Annotated in this window: 18 protein-coding genes and 1 pseudogene; 10 read left to right on the top strand and 9 right to left on the bottom strand. The window is 71.7% G+C overall.

The features are described 5' to 3' along the window. The first annotated feature begins 80 nt into the window (after positions 1–80). Positions 81–389, top strand: a complete 309-nt coding sequence (locus BLW86_RS38390) for a transposase (protein ID WP_256341595.1) — start codon at positions 81–83, stop codon at positions 387–389. A gap of 262 nt (positions 390–651) precedes the next feature. On the opposite strand, the gene BLW86_RS38385 is transcribed toward BLW86_RS38390, so the two are convergent. From BLW86_RS38385 to BLW86_RS38370, 4 genes are all read right to left on the bottom strand, one after another. Next, positions 652–1,215 (bottom strand): hypothetical protein, encoded by a 564-nt coding sequence (locus tag BLW86_RS38385; protein WP_093879100.1) that lies wholly within the window; start codon positions 1,213–1,215, stop codon positions 652–654. A 107-nt stretch (positions 1,216–1,322) separates the two neighbouring features. Continuing rightward, entirely contained in the window at positions 1,323–1,913 is a 591-nt protein-coding gene (locus BLW86_RS38380) for an SMI1/KNR4 family protein (protein WP_093878287.1), read from the bottom strand. Positions 1,914–2,922: 1,009 nt separating this feature from the next. Beyond that, complete coding sequence (locus BLW86_RS38375) at positions 2,923–3,168, bottom strand: hypothetical protein (RefSeq protein ID WP_093878286.1); 246 nt, start codon at positions 3,166–3,168, stop codon at positions 2,923–2,925. Positions 3,169–3,249: 81 nt separating this feature from the next. Continuing rightward, the gene (locus BLW86_RS38370; protein WP_093878285.1) at positions 3,250–3,657 is read right to left on the bottom strand and encodes a VOC family protein; all 408 of its coding nucleotides are present in this window, start codon (positions 3,655–3,657) and stop codon (positions 3,250–3,252) included. A gap of 274 nt (positions 3,658–3,931) precedes the next feature. Between BLW86_RS38370 and BLW86_RS38365 the strand changes: the two genes are divergently transcribed. Further along, positions 3,932–4,225, top strand: coding sequence for a hypothetical protein (locus BLW86_RS38365; RefSeq protein ID WP_143060331.1), 294 nt, complete (start codon positions 3,932–3,934; stop codon positions 4,223–4,225). Here BLW86_RS38365 and BLW86_RS38360 read toward each other — a convergent pair. Beyond that, entirely contained in the window at positions 4,165–6,579 is a 2,415-nt protein-coding gene (locus BLW86_RS38360) for a tetratricopeptide repeat protein (RefSeq protein WP_256341594.1), read from the bottom strand. The two genes, BLW86_RS38365 and BLW86_RS38360, sit on opposite strands and share 61 nt — an antisense overlap. 342 nt (positions 6,580–6,921) lie before the next feature. Here BLW86_RS38360 and BLW86_RS38355 point away from each other — a divergent pair, with 342 nt between their 5' ends. The 3 genes from BLW86_RS38355 to BLW86_RS41680 all read left to right on the top strand — a co-directional run bounded on the left by BLW86_RS38355 (position 6,922) and on the right by BLW86_RS41680 (position 8,258). After that, positions 6,922–7,251, top strand: a complete 330-nt coding sequence (locus BLW86_RS38355; RefSeq protein ID WP_093878282.1) for a hypothetical protein — start codon at positions 6,922–6,924, stop codon at positions 7,249–7,251. Positions 7,252–7,468: 217 nt separating this feature from the next. Then, entirely contained in the window at positions 7,469–8,044 is a 576-nt protein-coding gene (locus tag BLW86_RS38350) for a hypothetical protein (protein ID WP_143060330.1), read from the top strand. Positions 8,045–8,060: 16 nt separating this feature from the next. Beyond that, positions 8,061–8,258 carry a hypothetical protein gene (locus tag BLW86_RS41680; RefSeq protein ID WP_143060329.1) on the top strand — a complete coding sequence of 66 codons (198 nt, stop codon included), beginning with the start codon at positions 8,061–8,063 and terminating at the stop codon, positions 8,256–8,258. Positions 8,259–9,145: 887 nt separating this feature from the next. On the opposite strand, the gene BLW86_RS38340 is transcribed toward BLW86_RS41680, so the two are convergent. Beyond that, the gene (locus tag BLW86_RS38340) at positions 9,146–9,370 is read right to left on the bottom strand and encodes a DUF6458 family protein (RefSeq protein WP_093878280.1); all 225 of its coding nucleotides are present in this window, start codon (positions 9,368–9,370) and stop codon (positions 9,146–9,148) included. Positions 9,371–9,551: 181 nt separating this feature from the next. On the opposite strand from BLW86_RS38340, the gene BLW86_RS38335 reads away from it, so the two are divergent. The 5 genes and pseudogenes from BLW86_RS38335 to BLW86_RS44180 all read left to right on the top strand — a co-directional run bounded on the left by BLW86_RS38335 (position 9,552) and on the right by BLW86_RS44180 (position 13,009). Beyond that, on the top strand, positions 9,552–10,601 hold the full coding sequence (locus BLW86_RS38335) for a mechanosensitive ion channel family protein (protein ID WP_093878279.1): 1,050 nt from the start codon (positions 9,552–9,554) through the stop codon (positions 10,599–10,601). A gap of 67 nt (positions 10,602–10,668) precedes the next feature. Beyond that, a complete protein-coding gene (locus BLW86_RS38330; RefSeq protein WP_093878278.1) occupies positions 10,669–11,049 on the top strand; it encodes a nuclear transport factor 2 family protein in 381 nt (126 codons plus the stop codon). Between the two features lie 177 nt (positions 11,050–11,226). Beyond that, positions 11,227–12,123, top strand: coding sequence for an FAD-dependent oxidoreductase (locus tag BLW86_RS38325; RefSeq protein WP_093878277.1), 897 nt, complete (start codon positions 11,227–11,229; stop codon positions 12,121–12,123). Positions 12,124–12,484: 361 nt separating this feature from the next. Continuing rightward, positions 12,485–12,535: pseudogene (locus BLW86_RS44185) on the top strand (hypothetical protein); the annotation flags it as partial. A 126-nt stretch (positions 12,536–12,661) separates the two neighbouring features. Continuing rightward, entirely contained in the window at positions 12,662–13,009 is a 348-nt protein-coding gene (locus BLW86_RS44180; RefSeq protein WP_371129688.1) for a nuclear transport factor 2 family protein, read from the top strand. 448 nt (positions 13,010–13,457) lie between these two features. Here the strand turns inward: BLW86_RS44180 and BLW86_RS38310 are convergent, their stop codons facing one another. From BLW86_RS38310 to BLW86_RS43650, 3 genes are all read right to left on the bottom strand, one after another. After that, positions 13,458–14,444 (bottom strand): aldo/keto reductase, encoded by a 987-nt coding sequence (locus BLW86_RS38310; protein WP_093878275.1) that lies wholly within the window; start codon positions 14,442–14,444, stop codon positions 13,458–13,460. A gap of 90 nt (positions 14,445–14,534) precedes the next feature. Next, the gene (locus BLW86_RS38305; protein ID WP_093878274.1) at positions 14,535–15,365 is read right to left on the bottom strand and encodes a hypothetical protein; all 831 of its coding nucleotides are present in this window, start codon (positions 15,363–15,365) and stop codon (positions 14,535–14,537) included. A 168-nt stretch (positions 15,366–15,533) separates the two neighbouring features. Continuing rightward, positions 15,534–16,070, bottom strand: coding sequence for a hypothetical protein (locus tag BLW86_RS43650; RefSeq protein ID WP_256341593.1), 537 nt, complete (start codon positions 16,068–16,070; stop codon positions 15,534–15,536). Positions 16,071–16,073 lie beyond the last annotated feature (3 nt).

Below are 16,073 nucleotides of genomic sequence, written 5' to 3'. Positions count from 1 at the left end.
CGGGTGGAAGGCGACACCCAGGTCCATGCCGACGCGTAGTCCGGACTCCGGCAACGGTCCGCTGCCGTCCACTGTCCCTGGTGGTCCCACCAGGCCGGCGAGCGGACCGCACCCAGTTCAAGCCGGTGCTGGAGGAAATCCGCGTCCCCCGGCTTGGGACGGGCAGGCCCCGCAAGAAGCCGGACGGTCTCGCCGCGGACGAGGCCTACAGCAACGGACCCTGCCGCAATCACCTGCGGCGCCGCGGTATCCGGCACACCATCCCTGAGAAGACCGACAGCCAGGCCGCCCGCCGGCGCAAGGGTTCACGGGGCGGACGGCCACCGGGTTTCGACGAGGAGCGGTACAAGAAGCGCAACACCGTCGAACGGGCCATCAACCGCTTGTAGCGGTCCCGAGCGACAGCTACTCGCTACGACAATCGCGATTACGTCTTCCTTGGCACCGTGACAGCGGCGGCCGTGGTCGTCCGGCTTCGGACCTGATGATCCGGGGCGCAGGTCGAGACCGCTCTCGGCCTGCCCCTGTCGCCCCCACGGCGCCGGGCCTTCGTTCCTGTCGAGGACCTCGGCGTCGGTTGCCCCGAGCCCACTCGGCCCGCAACTGTCGGTCTCTTCGCCCCACCATGCCCGCACCTGTCGTCCAGCGCTGTCACCTGCTCTCCAGCCAAACGCTGACTTCACGTCGGAACTCCCGGTCTTCGTCCTTCCTGGCGAGCCACTCCAACTCCCACTTCAACTCGCGCAGGACTCCTGGGGAGCCGGCGGGATCGCGTACCGCGTACACGGCCGCACCCGTTTCGTACGTGTCGGCCAGGAGCCAGACGCTGTTGTCCAGGGCCAGCATGGCGAAGCCGGGGCGGCCGGCGCGGACGCCGAGGAACGTCGCCGCGCCGACCCCCATGAGGTCCCACCGTTCCAGCAGGCGGACCCGGTGCCAGACGTGCATCGTGCGTCGTCGGCGGTCTTCCTCGGCGGTCCAGGTTCCCCTGGGCAACATGAGGAGGAACTCGCGGTTCTCGTCGATCAGGCCGGAGGACGTGGCGAGGTCGTACCAGGCCTTGTCGAGCCGCTCCACGAATCGCGGGTCCTCGTACTCGACCAGGCAGAACCCGAAGACCCGCTCGCGTTCGTACCCCAGGACATGCGGTATCGCCGAGCCCGGAACCGCGTCGGGTATCACCTCGAGCCCGGCTCGCAGCAGCGGTCTGATCACCTTGCGATACCTCTCCTGCCGGCCCAACCCGTTACCCCCCACCCCCATGCCCTGTTCGGCTTGATCGTGCCGCACCCAGCCTATGGGCAAGACCGCCCGGACAAGTCCTAGGCGTCCGCGAACCAGGAGCGGCCCTGGGCCCAGTGGGTCACCCAGCCCGTGAAGCCAGGGACGCCGGGCATCAGGGCATCGGGCGACTGGGTGCCGAAGGGCATCGCGCCCTCGCCGGCGATCTGCCAGACGTGACCGCGCTGCGGGCCGGTGACGATCAAGTGCCAGTACATGCCGCAGCCGTCGGTCCCCAGCAGCAGCGAGCCGTGGTCGAACACGGGGTCCGTCCGGGCCTCGAACTCCTCCTCCGACAGTTCCTCCTCGTCGCCCTCCGCCTCCCACAGCCATGCCTCCGTGAGCGGAAAGGGCTCGGCGAGCAGGCGTGCGGGGCGATCCGCGCCCCAGTCCGAGGGCGTTTGCGCGAGGGGTAGCAGACCGTAGTAAGGCGGTCCGGCGCGCAGGCCGTCGCAGATCTCCGCCACGAACGTGCGGTACGGCTCCGGGAGGACGATGCCGTGCTCCGCCTCGAAGGACCGCACCGCCTCCCAACCGGCCGGCGGCGCCACCTCGGGGCGGGACGCGAAGATCTCGCGGAGGGTGGCCAGCTCGGCCGGGTCGCATGTTTCCGTGTTCATGCCCGTCATCATGCAAGACCCGAAAGAATTCGTGGCGACCGCGGGTTGCAGGGGGTGGCAGCTGCCGCCGGTGCTCGGCCCGAGGTGGCAGAGGGTCTCTCGCAGGTTCGCCCAGCGGAGCCGGGGCCGGGGCGGGCCGAGCGAGGCTCCACCGCGTGATCCTCTACGAGCGCGGGGCCCGGGGCGAGCTGGACTGGGCGCGGTGCGCGACCGACTCGGTGAGTCTGCGGGCGGCAAAAGGGGGAGCCGGACTCGAGTCGGGAGACGAGGGCACGCCGGTCCTGCTGCTCCGGCTTCGCGAGTACGTTCTTCTACTGGGGTGGCTCGCTCTGGCCGCGCTGACCGGGGCGGTCCTCTTGGGACTGACGAAGTCCTCGCTGCGCGTGCCGCTGGTCACTGCGCTGCTCGTCATCGGCGCGCCGACGTTGCTCCTCGGAGGCCTGACCTCCGCGATGTTCGGTAGCTCGGACGAGGAGGTGAAGGCCGAGTCGGCTCCCGGCCGCGGCGACCGCCGGCTGGTCGTGGTGGCGCGGAGCGACTCTCTCGACCCGGTTTGGTGCGTCTACGTCGACCAGGGGGACCCACCGCTGGAACGCCGCTGGAACGTCGGCTGCTTCAACGGCGACTCCGAGGACAACGCGCTCAGTGAGACCGTATGGGCAGCTCCCGACCGGATTCGCATGACCACCGAGGCAGGCGCGGTCCACGAAGTGACCATCGCCCCAGGCGGTCGGCCCGACCGGGTTGTTTCCGTCGGCCAGCGACCTGAGTCGGACGTTCTCCACCACGACAGCCCGGTCCGCCCCGTCCCCTCGCGCCACATCGTCACCATCGTAAAGAAAGATCCACTTTCACAACAGGGCTTGGTGTTCGAGCTCCGCCGGCCAGTCGGAGACGTCCGGGTGCGGGGCGTCGCAGCGCGGTTGCAGCTCGTCGGCGGGCCGCGAGCGGTCCGCCGACCGAACTGTCATGTGGGTGACGGAGCACCCGGGCGGTCGTGCCGACGAGCAACCCGCGCCTCCTACTCCTGCTCGGCGTCGCCCCTCCGTCCGAGCGGGCGGCGCTGCTCCTCGCGGCCCAGGCCCGGAGACTGGCGCTTGGCGCTCATACCGCCTTCGTCGTCCGCGGCCTCGCCCCGGCGACCCCGTTCCGCCTCCTCGGCCTCCCGGCGCGCCTCCGCGTCGCCGCTTTCACCGACGGCTTCGGAGGGGGTGGTCCGTGGCGGCGCATCCGCGGGCAGTGTGCGTCGGCGCTCGTGGTGCCCCATGGTCTCCTCCTGTTTCGTGCGAATATCCCGTGCGGCCGCCTCGTGCGAGGGGCCGGCACGTGGAGCGGCTGCCCCTCGGTGTCACGGTGAAACACCACGAGTGGGGGCCAGTGCGAAGGTATGGCCGGCCGGATCCATGTAGCGGCGCACATCGGTGCGCCGGTCCGGCCGGGTGCCGTTCTGTTCGGCGGTCACCGGGCGTGCACCCAGGGAGACCGCTTCGCGCTCGGCCTCGTCGAGCGCGTCGGGAGCCACGACGATCCACAGATGGGCCTGCTGGGAGTCGTCCGGCCGGGGCCAGCTCGGCGGCGCGTGGCCGGGGTCGCGGTGGACGCCCAGGACGATTCCGGTGGCGCCGGAGATCAACAGTAGGTCGGGGTCTCCACCGCTCGGCTCGACGGTGGCGTCGAGCAGTTCGGCGTAGAAGCGGGCGAGGGGTTCGGGGTCGGTGCTGTCGAGGACGAGGACGCCGGTCTTGGGAACGGTCATAGTCTGCGTGTGCCCGCTCAGGTCCCTTACAGACGAGGGAAGTCGCCATCCGCCCGTCTGTGCCCGGTCGCGAGCCCGGCAAGATCTCGGAACAGGACCCCTTTGATCACCGTGCGATGGTCGCTCCACCGACCTCCCCCACCACCTGCCGGCGACAGATGACGGTGATCGAGGAGCGACCAATGACGAGTCGTCAGTTCCCCCGGCCCGTCGGGAAGTCCCACGATCGGTCGGACCGTGTCCGGTCGCGGTAATGGTCCAGGGCGTACGGAAGGTGGTGCGTCCACTTGGTGTGCGTCGCCTCGCCCCTACGCTCTCGGGCCGCGAGGCACGGTGGTGGGTTCCGGCGGCGACGGCCGCCGCGGGCGCTCCGCCGGTCCTGGCCGTGGCGCTCCTCTCCGAGGCCGGCCTCCTGGTGCGCCTCGGCGGATGGCTCACGGTCACGGCCGCGCTCGCCGCCCCCGCCCTGGTCGCCCGCAGACTGCTGCCACCGCTCATGACCGTCGCTCACCTCGGTCCGGTGCCCGCCGCCACGATCTCGGCCCGCCGCGCCCTGGCCCAGGCGTAGTTCGGATCCATGCCCAGCGCCCTGTCCAGGTCCGCGAGCGCCAGATCGCTCCGGCCCAGGGCGTGCTGCGCGAGGGCGCGGCTGCCGAGGGCCCAGGTGTAGCCGGGGTCGAGCTCCAGGGCGCGGTCGTACTGAGCGACGGCCTCCGCGTACCGTCCCCGCTCCCGCAGCGTCTCGCCCCGTTCGCCCACCAGCCACGGATCGTTCGGGGACAGTTCCTGCGCCCGGTCCAGGTCCACGAGCCCGCCGTCGGCGTCGCCCAGCGCGCGCCTGAGCCGTGAGCGCCGTACCAGGGCCCACACGTAGTCCGGCTCCAGGGACAGTGCCCGGTCGAGATCGGTCAGCGCCTCCCACGGGCGGCCGAGGCGGCGCAGCACGTCCGCGCGGCTCGCCAGGGCCCAGGTCTCCGTGGGGGCGCTGCCGAGAGCCCGGTCGAAGTCCGCCAGGGCCTCGTCCAGCCGGCCCGCCAGTCGGTACGTCTCTCCGCGGTGCCCCAGGGCCCGCTCACCGTCGGGCGCCAGGTCACAAGCCCGGTCGTGGTCCTCCAGGGCCCGGTCGAAAGCCCCCAGATCGCGATGGGTCACCGCCCGCCCCGTGTACGGCCGGGGAGCCTCCGGCGTCAGCGCGATCGCCTGGTCGAAGTCGGCGAAGGCCTCCGCGTACTCCCTGCGCCGACGGTGCGCCTCCCCCCTGACCGACAGCGCCCTGGTCCGCTCGGAGTCGGTGAGTCCGGCCTGGTCGAGGAGCATGCCGAGCACCGCGATCGTGCCGCGCTCCTCGTCCCGCAGCGCGCCGAGCAGCCCCCTCCCCCACTCGCGCAGCACCTCCACGTCGCCGTCCTCCCCCGCCGCCGCGACGGTGCCCGCCCAGCGGCGGGCCACCTCGGGGCCCTCGTCGCAGGCGTCGATGCCGTCGCGCAGGACGGCGGGCAGCGCCTCGCGCGGGTGGGCACACAGCAGGTGGTACGCCTCCTCCAGCCGTGCCGCCCGCCAGCCCTCCTCTGACCAGCGCAGGTGCCAGGTGAGGCCCCGGCTCTCGGCCTCCCGACGGCCCCTGTAGCACCGCGCGAGCCGTTCGTGCGCGGCCCGCCAGCGGTCGGCGGACGTGGTCCGCTGCAGCCGCAGCATCGGAGCCCGTACGACATCGTGGTACCGCGCCCGGCCGCCGAGGACGTCCACGAACGGCAGGGCCCGCAGCCAGCCGAAGAGGTCCGCGCCGGTCTCGTCGGCCACCGCCCGGAAGACGTCCTCGTCCAGGCGGCGCGGCAGCGCCCCGGCAAGGGCCGCCGCCCGGCGCACCGGATCGCTCTCCCATTTCAGGAACCGCTCGACCGCCGTCGTGCTCGGGTCGTCGACGGCACCGGCCTGCGTGGCGCTCTCCGCCAGGGTGGACACCAGGACGGGCAGGCCTCGGGAGAGCCGCAGCACGTCCTGCACCACGGACTCGGCCAGCACTCCGCGACCGCTCAGGAAGCTGCGGGTCTCCGACTCGGAGAACGGGGCCAGCGGCAGGTCGACGACGAGGTCGGCCCAGTCGGCCCAGTACACCGGATCGAGGGAGCGCTGCCCGGCGAGGGTCACGACGACGTTGCCGGGCAGCGCCCCGTAACGCTCGCCGGCCAGCAGGTCGCACAGCCAGCGGTCCAGGAACGGCGCGGTCCGTTCGTACGTGTCGAGGAACAGCGCCACCCACGGGGCCTCTGCCGCGATCCGGCCCACCTCCGCCACGAACACCGGGGTGAGGACCGACAGTGGATCAAGCACGAGCTGGACGTCGTCATGGCTGCGCAGCCGGGCGCTGAGCACGGTCCGCAGCCGGTCGGCGCCCTCCGCGATCTGGCCGGGATCGAGCGCGCCGGCGAACGTCCCGACGACCGGCAGCATGCCCAGACCGGTGAGCGCCGCCTGAGCGGTGGCGCGCGCGGCCGGAGACGGCGCGCTCGGTCCCGTCGGGTCGCCGCCGGGGGCACCGAGGGCGGACTCGGCCTCGTGCCGGCGCTGCCGGTAGGTGTGGAGCAGCCGGTCGACCGCCTTCAGCGGGTGCCCGAGCTCGCCGGACCGGACGCTGACCGCCGCCATGACCTCCACGGCGCCGCCCACCGAGTCGTCGATGCGCGCGGTCACCGCACCATGCTCGCCGGCGATCCGCTCCATCTCACGGACCAGGGACGACTTGCCGATGCCGGCGTTGCCCCGGACGTGGAAGAGGAAGCGGTACGCCGGATCCTCGGTCCCCAGGACGAAGTTCCGGCGGTACGCGTCGAGTTCGGCACCCCGACCCAGGAATTCGGCGCGCCTACGCCGCTGGATCAGCTCACGCATCGACGGTCTCGGGGCGTTCGGGGCAGCGGCCATGCGGCTCAGTCTGGCAGCAGCGACAGCGGCTCCGGGAGGGGACCGTCCGATGTGCGGAACGCCTGCGGGACCTCCTGGTGCAGCGGCGCCCGAGGGCGGGGGCGTTCAGCCGATCCGGGGCACCCGGAAGACCTTCCGGTCTGCCGGTGTCAAGAGGCGTGGACGCCGTCGGCGTCCGTGGCGAAGGTGCGCAGCGCCTCGGCGGGCGAGGGGCAGGAGTGCGCGTCCTTGCGGTTGGCGACTCTTCGCCACCTCTCTCGCATTCCGAATGATGTGCCGCCCGCGCGCCATAGATTCCCTCTGAGTGACCGTCAGTGCTCACCTCACAAGGCAGGAGTGCTCATGCATGTTCGTCAGCGCGTCGCGGGGACCGTCGCCGCTCTCGCTCTCGCGGCGAGCGGCCTGTCGGCCGCCGCGCCCACGGCGTCCGCGTCCGCGTCCGCCCCGTCGGCCCTCAGCTGTTCCGCCCGTCTGATCACCGGCAGTGGGGGTCACCGGGGAGCCGAGATCAGGTGCACCGGGTCTTCCTTCACCGGGGTCGTCGACTGCAAGCGCACCGACAACGGCTACGTGTACCGGCACTTCGGCAACCGTGTGCCGTCAGGCGGCACGTCGACCGTCTGGTGCGACCTGAACGCCACCGTCATCCAGGCCTACGGGACACCCAGCTGACCTGGACGGCCTGAGCACAGGACCGCCGACCAGGGACGACGGCCGAGGAGACGACGTCGTCGGAGCGGGTTCCGCTCCCGGTCGTCGCCGGTCGGCGGTTCCGTATGCTCGCATGGTCATCGGGTGGCATCAGGGGGTGGACATGGGGAGGCGGGAGACGCGCCGGAAGGTCTTCGAGCCGCTGAGACGGGCGGGCTTGGAGGTGCTCGAAGGCGGCGTGCCGGAGCCTGTCCTGCCCGTGTTCGCCGTGGGTGTGACGGCCGGCTGCGGCAAGGAGACGGGCCGGCGGGACTCCTACGTCGACTTCGACGAGCCGCACTTCATAGAGCACGCGAACCGTGGCTGGTACGAGCTGGCGACCTCTTCCGGCCTGTTCGACGCCACCCGCGAGTTCCTGCTCGCCCTGCCCGCCCACCGCTACAACCCGCGCGTGGACCTGGAGCGGCGCTCCACCTGGCGCCGGGTGCGCCTGCTCGACGGATGGGACGTCATGGGCGCCGCGTGTGCCATCCGCAGGGGAAGGAGCGTGCTCGGGTTCGACGAGTGCCTGCTCGGGTCACGTGCCGGGCGGCCGGAGTTCAGCATGCTCTCGCTGGACAGCAGCGTCTCTCTGGTGGGGACGACCTGGCAACACGGCATCGGCTCCTTCGTGGTGCCCGACCCGGGGAGCACGCAGGCCGTACGCCTCATCCTTGACTGGGCGGCAGACGGACCCGACTCGTCACCCGAGAACCGCGCCGCCGCCCTCGCGTGGCTGCAGCGCAACGAGTCGGCCGTGGCCGAACGATCATGACCGATGAGGAGGAGCGATGTCCCAGGAAGAACGTGACGCCAGGCTGGGCCTCACAGGCTTGACCGGAGCAGAACGAGAAGCTCGCATACGCCTGCTGACCGAACGGCTCGAACGGGAAACCGCTGCGGCGAAGGCCGCACTGGGGGCGGATCGGACAGGACACCGGCCGCCGCCCGACACTGCGCCCGTCCTCGGCGCCTCGGAAAACGGCTGAAGCACGTCGCCGGATGCCGTAGGCGGGCACCCTCGTGCAGATGCCGGTGCAGGTGCCCGACGCCCGGGTACACCCGCTCCATCACGCCCGGTGCGACCTCGGCCCGGCGCACGTCCCGTGCGGGCAACGGCTGGTGGGCCTCCGGGACAGCCGGGCTCGCCCGCCACAGGTCGTCCAGGGTCGACCAGGACGGCCCGTCGTGCCGGGGCGGTGACGATGACGAAGGGCCGGCGCTGCCGGTTGCGGCCGGTCGGCGCCTGGACGGCGAGGTCGACGCACTCCTCACAGGAGCGCGCGGGGCGCTGGGCGAGAGCGTGACGGGACGGCTCTTCTCGGTGCTGGACGCCTTCGAGGAGGGCGGGCCGACGGCGCGCACGCCCGTCGCGTACGCCGCCCCGCTTGCCCGTTCCGGCAGGAGCTTGCCCGTTCCAGCAGGAGCGGGTCGCGTCCGGTGAAGCGTACGAGTGCGCGGTGGCTCATCGGGCTCATCGGGCTCATCGGGCTCGCCAAGCTTGCCGGGGATCCTGAGGAGCCAGGTGGGGTACGCGCCGAAGGCGGCCCTGTCCGTGTCCGATCGGTACAGCCCCTCGACCGCCTCGGCGAGGCGGCCGGGCCGGTCGGTCCTCAGTGCGTGCGGCGCGGACCACGGGTCGACGGCGCACAGGGCGGCGCGGAGACGTACCCGGACGGTGTCGTGTTCCCCATGCGGGCGGTATCGGCCACGAACGGGCGGGGCGGCACCGAGGTGTGCACGACGCGTGCCCGGCAGGGCACGTGCCCGATGCCCCCAGGTCTCGCACGGGCCGGGCAGGAGGGCGACGCCCGCATGCCGGCGATCCGCGTGGACCGACGCGGCGGTCCCTCGGACCACTCGTTCTGCCGCCGCCTCAGAGAAGGTCCCGGCGGTCGTCCTCGGTCACCGTCGGGGCGACCGGGGGAACGACCATCCGGCGGCGGCGCAGGATGCTGGTGTACACGGCTGTGCCGATGATGCCGACTGCCATGAAGATCAGCCCCACCAGGTCGAGATTGACCCCGTCGAGCTGCCAGTCGGTCGCGAACGTGAGGATGGCTCCTACGGCTATCAGGATGATGCAGACTCCCAGACCCACGGTTCCTCCCTTGTCGGATCGGACGGGTTCCGGCTACCCCGACCCACCGATCTCATCCCCCGGGCGGCGACGGCGGTCGCCGCCGGGCCCGTCGGGCGCCACGGCGGCGGGATGTGTTTGCCGGGCGGGCCGGCGGTGAGGCGAGAAGGACGACCGGATTCCATTCGTCGACTGGGGAGCCATGGAAAGCTTTGTTCGACTGGCGATCGTCCTCAGCGGCTCGATGCTGGCGGCCCTGACCGTCGGCCGGGCGGCGGACCTTCTCGCGCGGTACGCGGACGCGCACCGCCCCGACACCCCGCTCTGGGGCCTGTTGAGGCGCTGTCGCACACCGTTGTACGTCGTCCTGCTGTGTGCCGTGTTCCGGTGGTCGTACCGAGCGACGGACTGGCCCCCTCTCCTGGACCACGCCGAAGCGCTCGACCACATCCTCCTGTTGTGCCTGATAGGCGGCGGTGCCTGGCTGACGGTCCGCTTCGTCTCGGCCGTCGTCGAGTCCTCGTACGCGCGATACGCCGGACGCACGCGTAACGCGGCACGGCTGCGCCGCGTCCGTACGCAGGTCACGCTGCTCACCCGAGTGGTGTCGGTGGTCATCGGCGTGATCGCCGCCGCCCTGGCTCTCGTCACCTTCCCCTCCTTCCGGGGACTCGGCGCGTCACTGCTCGCCTCGGCCGGGGTCATCGGCATCGTCGCCGGCGTCGCGGCGCAGTCGACCCTCGGGAACCTCTTCGCCGGCTTCCAGATCGCCTTCGGCGACATGGTCCGCATCGGCGACACGGTGGTCGTCGACGGGGAGTGGGGCACCGTGGAGGAGGTGACCCTCACCTTCCTCACCGTCCGGACCTGGGACGAACGCCGGGTCACCCTGCCCGTCTCGTACTTCACCTCCCGTCCCTTCGAGAACTGGTCGCGCGGCGGCAACGAGCTGACCGGGACGGTGTTCCTCTACTGCGACCACTCCACACCCGTCGCGCTGATGCGCATGCACCTGCGGGAGTTCCTCGACGTCTGCCCCGGATGGGACGGCCGGGCGTGGGACCTCGCCGTCACCGACACCTCCCCGACCGGCATCACCGTGCGCGCCCTCGTGACCGCCAAGGACGCCGACGACCTGTGGACGACCCGCTGCGCCGTCCGGGAGGAGCTCGTGGCCTGGCTCACACGGGAACACCCCGCCGCCCTCCCCCGCATCATCACCGCCCCGGCGGCCGACGCACCAGCGTCCTGATGGGCGTACGCCACCTGCTCGACGCGCTCACCGCGCCGCTCCCGGCCGGCGGACCTACGGTGGCGTCATGAGCGACCCGGAGAAGAACAAGGCCACGGCCAAGGCGTTCTACGACCTGATGTTCAACCAGTGCCGTCCCGCCGAAGCCGTCGACCGGTACGTCGGCGCCACCTACGTCCAGCACAACCCGCACGTCGGTGACGGCAAGCAGGCTTTCATCGACTACTTCGAGCGCATGGCCGCCGAGTACCCGGGCAAACGCGTCGAGTACAAGCGCGCCTTCGCCGAGGGCGACCACGTCGTACTGCACTGCCACCAGGTCTGGCCCGACGAGGAGTACGCCGGCATCGACATCTTCCGCTTCGACGCCGATGGCAAGATCGTCGAGCACTGGGACGTCCTCCAGGTCGTCCCGCCCACCTCCAAGAACGACAACACCATGTTCTAGACCGGGCGGGCCGGGCGCGTTCGTGACGAGCGCCCGGGTCCTGTCGGGCGCGGCACTGGGCGGTGCCATCGCCCTGTGCCGCCCCTCATGATCCCGAACGTCCGCGCTGCATGAGCGATGTGACGCCCGTCACGTCGCATGATGTCACGTCTCGGCGATGAGCGGTGTCCTGAGGGCATGAGCGCACACAACACACTCCACAAGGTCGTGGTCATCGGCGGCGGTTACGCCGGGACGCTCGCGGCCAATCGTCTGCGGGCGCGCGACGACGCCGACATCACTCTGGTCAATCCGCGCCCGGAGTTCGTCGAACGCATCCGGCTGCACCAGTTCGCGGCCCGTACCGGCGACGCCACGATCGACTACGGCGCCCTGCTCGGCAAGGGCGTCGAGCTGGTCGCCGACAGTGCCGCGTACATCGGCACCACCGCCCGCACGGTACGGCTGGCATCGGGGCGCGCACTGGACTACGACTACGTGATCTACGCGGTCGGCAGCACCGGGGCGACCCCGGCATCGGTGCCCGGCGCGGTCGAGCACGCGGTGCCGATCGCTGAACTCGAGTCCGCGCAGCGGCTGCGCGCCAGGTTGGACGAGTTGCCCCTCGATGCGCCGGTCACCGTGGTCGGCGGCGGGTTGACCGGCATCGTGACGGCCGGCGACGCCGCCGCGCCGTCGGGACAGCCGCTGCGGATGAGCGGCTGCGCCGCCGGGCCGCTCGGGGCGCAGGCGGCCGACACCGTGTTGAGCCGTATCGCGGGGACCGGGCCGGCGGTGATCGACCTGGCCTTCACGGGGGCGTGCGTCAGCCTCGGCCGGCGCGCCGGCCTCCGACAGTTCGCCCGCAAGGACGACACCGCGGTGAACCTCTACATCGGCGGCCGCATGGGTGCGGCGATCAAGGAGGTGACCTGCAAGTTCGTGGTGGCGAAGCGGATCCGCCGCGAGGCGGACAGGCCGGGCTCCATGGGCTGGCCCAAGGGTGGCCCGCGCCCCGCAGGGGCGATCTCCTCCGCAGGAACGGCCTCCTCCGCGGGGACGACCTCCTCCGCGGGGGAGGTCACCTCCCCGTGAGCACCGACGAGCACGCCGAGCGGTTCACCCTGTTGCGGCCACTGCTGTTCACGATCGTCTACGAGATCCTCGGCTCGGCGACCGAATCCGACGACGTGCTGCAGAACAGCCATCCGCGGTGGGCCGAAGTGGACCTCACGACGGTGCGGGACACCAAGTCGTATCTGGCACAGCTGGTGACCCGGCAGGCGCTCAACGCCTCGCGGGCGAGCGCGCGCCGCCGCGAGGACTACGTCGGCCCCTGGCTGCCCGAGCCGTCGCTGCTCGATGAGGACGACGCCTCGGCCGACGTACTGCTCGCCGAGTCGGTGTCGATGGCGATGCTCGTGCTGCTCGAAACGCTCACCCCGATGAGCGCGCGGTGTTGGTGCTGCGCGAGGTGTTCGGCTTCGGGTTCCGCGACATCGCCACAGCGGTGGGAAAGTCCGTGCCGACGGTACGTCAGGTGGCGCACCGTGCTCGCGAGCACGTACGGGCGCGGCGCAGGCGCTTCGAACCCGTCGACGCCGCCACGACCGCGCGGATCACCGAGCAGTTCATGACCGCGGCGGCCACCGGCGACCTGGACGGGCTGCTCTCGCTGCTCGCGCCGGACGTCACCTGGACCGCCGACAGCGGCGGCAAGGCCACCGCGGCGCGCCGTCCGGTGGTCGGCGCGGAGAAGGTGGCCGCGGTCCTCATGAGCCTGTTCCGCCTGGAGCGGTTGCTGGACCTGAGGATCGAGAGGGTCAACCGCAACAACGCGCCCGCCCTCGTCCTCAGCGGGGAGCGTCTGGAAGGCGTCTTGCTGATCGAGATCGCCGACGGGAGGATCACCCATTTCTACGCCATCCGCAATCCGGACAAACTTCTCGCGGTGGCGGTCCCGCGGCGGATCAGCCGGTGAGCCGGCTGCCGTAGCGGGTGAGGGCGATGTGCGCGCTGTCCGCCGGGGCGAGGGCGTCTTCGGGCAGGGGTTTCAGGGCCGTGAGGGTGAGAATCAGGACGGTTCTCCGGGATCAGCCGAAGATCACGGCGGGTTCGCCGTCCCGGACACCCCACGATGCCCGCCGAGCTCCCGACCCTCCCTGAGGACCTGCGCCACCACGGCAAGGGCAGAGGGCGCCTGAGATTCTTCGACATCATCCCGCATATGCCTTCGTTCCCAAGACGCAGCAGCGCGGCGGTGCCTTCGATCGAGCGAGTCGCCGCCCTGCTGCGCTTCCCGTACGGGCTCACGCCGGAAGCCCCCGGGAGCGGCAGGGCATCAGACCTCTGAAGGCCCGCCAAGGCTCCAGCAGCATGTCGATCGAGGTGCGCGTGAGCGTTCCCGGCCGCTGGTCCGCCGCTCGGGCTCAGTTGTCGACGAAGGTGAGGCTGGTGGCGTCGTAGCGGGTGCCCGCGACCCGCTCGGGCGGGGCGGCGGCCTCGATGGCGGCGAGGTCGTCGGCGGACAGCTCGATGGCCAGGGCCGCGAGGTTCTCCTCCAGGTAGCGCTGTCGCCGGGTGCCGGGGATCGGCACCACGTCGTCGCCCCGGTGCTGCACCCAGGCCAGGGCGAGCTGGCCGGTGGTGACCCCCTTCGCCTCGGCGAGCTCGTTCAGCTTCTCGACGATCAACAGGTTTCGTTCGAGGTTGCCGTCGGCGAAACGTGGCTGGCTGCGCCGCACGTCGGTCTCGGCCAGCCCTTCGACCGAGCTGTACTGGCCGGTCAGGAAGCCGCGCCCGAGCGGGGAGAACGGAACCAGACCGATGCCGAGTTCGCGGCAGACCGGGGCGACCTCCGCCTCCAGGTCGCGGGTCCACAGCGACCACTCGCTCTGCAGCGCGGCGATCGGGTGCACCGCGTGCGCCCGTCGGACGGTGTGCGCGCCGGCTTCGGACAGCCCGAGGTGGCGGACCTTTCCGGCCTGTACGAGTTCGGCCATCGCGCCGACCGTCTCCTCGATCGGCACCTGCGGATCGACCCGGTGCTGGTAGTAGAGATCGATGTGGTCGACCCCGAGCCGGCGCAGCGACGCCTCGCACGCCTGCCGCACGTACGCGGCGTCGCCGCGGACCCGGGTGGGCTCGCCCAGGCGGTTGGCGAAGCCGAACTTCGTGGCCAGCACCACCTCGTCGCGACGCCCGGCGACGGCCCGCCCGATCAGCTCCTCGTTGTGCCCGGCACCGTAGAAGTCGGCGGTGTCCAGGAAGGTCACCCCCAGGTCGAGGGCATGATGCAGGGTCGCGATGGACTGCGCGTCGTCCGTGGCGCCGTAGCCGTGGCTCATGCCCATGCACCCCAGGCCCTGCGCGGAGACCTCCAGGCCGCCCAGGTGTCGGGTGGGAACGTCGGTCATGCTGCTGCCTCCTGAGCTCGGAATCATCGCTCAGGACGCTAGGCGTTGGAGCGCACTCCAAGTCAACCCGGCGACCTTCCGCCGAATACCTCAGGCCGGGTACGTGATCGAGCCCAGCGGCGGGCAGGGGGTGAGCGTGGTGCCGGCGCCGGGGCGTTCGACGAAAGCCCGGGCCTCGGCGGCCCGTAGGCGCCGGGAGTCCAGCTCGTCGGCGTGCCAGGCGTCGTGCCTGGCACGGGAGTAGTCCCACGAGTCGTCGATGAGGCTGAGGCTGGTGTTGCCGGAGCTGCGCTGGAAGTCCAGCTTCAGGGCGGTCTGTCGGAGCGCGGTCTGGGTCGCGGCGAGATCGATGCGGGTGATCAGGACGCCGGGGGTGTTCGGTTCGCGGGTCGGCATGGGGGCCTGCGGGAGCAGCGACACCCCGGTGTCGAGGCGGCCGAGGTTGTCGATCATCGCTCTCTTGGCGTCCTGCGACATGAGCTGCATTTCCTGGTGCAGCCAGAAGAGCTCGTCGAGGTCGGCCGCGGTGATGCGCATCCGCTGGTAGAGGGCCCGGAAGCGGGGGTCGTGGTGCAGCGGGCGTATGGAGGCGGCGTGGAACGTCACGCAGTCGTTGTAACCGGCTGTCACCGCGGCGTCGAGGTGGAAGAGGCCCTGGTCCGCCTGTCCGCGTGCGATGGCCAGGACGCCGAGGCCCGCGTGGCCCGCGGCGACGAGCCACGTACCCTCGGGGCCGAGCGTCGTGGCGCGCGCGACGACGTCGTGGAAGCCCGTGGTGACGTCGACGCTCGGTGGGGCGCCGAGGAACCCACGGGCGGGCGAGGCCCCCTGTCCCGGCACCCTCGCGTCGGCGCCACCGGTCAGGAGCGCCACCAGCAGTTCGTGGACGCGGGTGGCCAGCGAGTTGGCGGTGTCGACCATGGATCTCCTCGGACCTCGGTGGTGAAGAGCGGAAGGGTGTGGAGTCTGTGGCAATCCCCGTGGAGAGGACGGGCGGACGAGGCGAGTGGTTCCTGCTCGTCCGCGCCGATGACGTCCTCGTCTCGCCCCTCGGAACAGTCCCCGTCCGGTCCGTCCGCCAGTCGCCGGTCATGGCGACTGGTGGGCGCCTTGGTGGTCACCGGTCGAGCCCGATGAGGGTACTGGCGAGAGCGGCGGCGACGAGGCCGCCGGGCAAGCGCCGCGCCGTGGGCGTGCGGAGAGCATCGCGCACACGGCCGCGAGGGGGATCTCCGCGACCACGGCCATGACGACGGCGGTGGCGAGTTCCGTGCCGGGGGTGGCGGTGGCGAGGTCGACGCAGGCGTCGGTGACAAGCAGCACCGCCGCGACGGCCGCGGGCACGCGGTGACGGTTGTCGCCGTGCAGCAGGCGACTGCCTGCGGCGAGCAGCGCGGCGGCTTCGAAGGTGTCGAGCGTGACCCAGGCCGCGGCCTCGGCGGGCGGGAGGGTGGCAGCGAGGTAGCCGAGCCAGGGCAGCAGAGCGAGGCCCGCGCCCATGAGTACGCGTCCCTGCCAGCGGGCGGCGCGGGTCGGGCGGGAGGAGTCGCGGGGGGCGAAGCCGGCCGGGGAGTACCTGCGGGTGGGGGCGATGAGGGTCATGGCGGAGGCCTCTTCCGGTGTCATGAA

Origin of the sequence: Streptomyces sp. TLI_105 (assembly GCF_900105415.1) — a bacterium.
Classification (GTDB): domain Bacteria; phylum Actinomycetota; class Actinomycetes; order Streptomycetales; family Streptomycetaceae; genus Streptomyces.
This window is presented reverse-complemented; position numbering and strand designations above follow the sequence as displayed.

What these genes read in the sequence shown, in the direction of transcription:
- BLW86_RS38380 (WP_093878287.1), bottom strand. Translation starts at nt 1,913, where the DNA reads ATGATGACGGGCATGAACACGGAAACATGCGACCCGGCCGAGCTGGCC.
- BLW86_RS38375 (WP_093878286.1), bottom strand. Translation starts at nt 3,168, where the DNA reads ATGGGGCACCACGAGCGCCGACGCACACTGCCCGCGGATGCGCCGCCA.
- BLW86_RS38370 (WP_093878285.1), bottom strand. Translation starts at nt 3,657, where the DNA reads ATGACCGTTCCCAAGACCGGCGTCCTCGTCCTCGACAGCACCGACCCC.
- BLW86_RS38360 (WP_256341594.1), bottom strand. Translation starts at nt 6,579, where the DNA reads ATGGCCGCTGCCCCGAACGCCCCGAGACCGTCGATGCGTGAGCTGATC.
- BLW86_RS38355 (WP_093878282.1), top strand. Translation starts at nt 6,922, where the DNA reads ATGCATGTTCGTCAGCGCGTCGCGGGGACCGTCGCCGCTCTCGCTCTC.
- BLW86_RS41680 (WP_143060329.1), top strand. Translation starts at nt 8,061, where the DNA reads ATGTCCCAGGAAGAACGTGACGCCAGGCTGGGCCTCACAGGCTTGACC.
- BLW86_RS38335 (WP_093878279.1), top strand. Translation starts at nt 9,552, where the DNA reads ATGGAAAGCTTTGTTCGACTGGCGATCGTCCTCAGCGGCTCGATGCTG.
- BLW86_RS38330 (WP_093878278.1), top strand. Translation starts at nt 10,669, where the DNA reads ATGAGCGACCCGGAGAAGAACAAGGCCACGGCCAAGGCGTTCTACGAC.
- BLW86_RS38325 (WP_093878277.1), top strand. Translation starts at nt 11,227, where the DNA reads ATGAGCGCACACAACACACTCCACAAGGTCGTGGTCATCGGCGGCGGT.
- BLW86_RS44180 (WP_371129688.1), top strand. Translation starts at nt 12,662, where the DNA reads ATGACCGCGGCGGCCACCGGCGACCTGGACGGGCTGCTCTCGCTGCTC.
- BLW86_RS38310 (WP_093878275.1), bottom strand. Translation starts at nt 14,444, where the DNA reads ATGACCGACGTTCCCACCCGACACCTGGGCGGCCTGGAGGTCTCCGCG.
- BLW86_RS38305 (WP_093878274.1), bottom strand. Translation starts at nt 15,365, where the DNA reads ATGGTCGACACCGCCAACTCGCTGGCCACCCGCGTCCACGAACTGCTG.
- BLW86_RS43650 (WP_256341593.1), bottom strand. Translation starts at nt 16,070, where the DNA reads ATGACACCGGAAGAGGCCTCCGCCATGACCCTCATCGCCCCCACCCGC.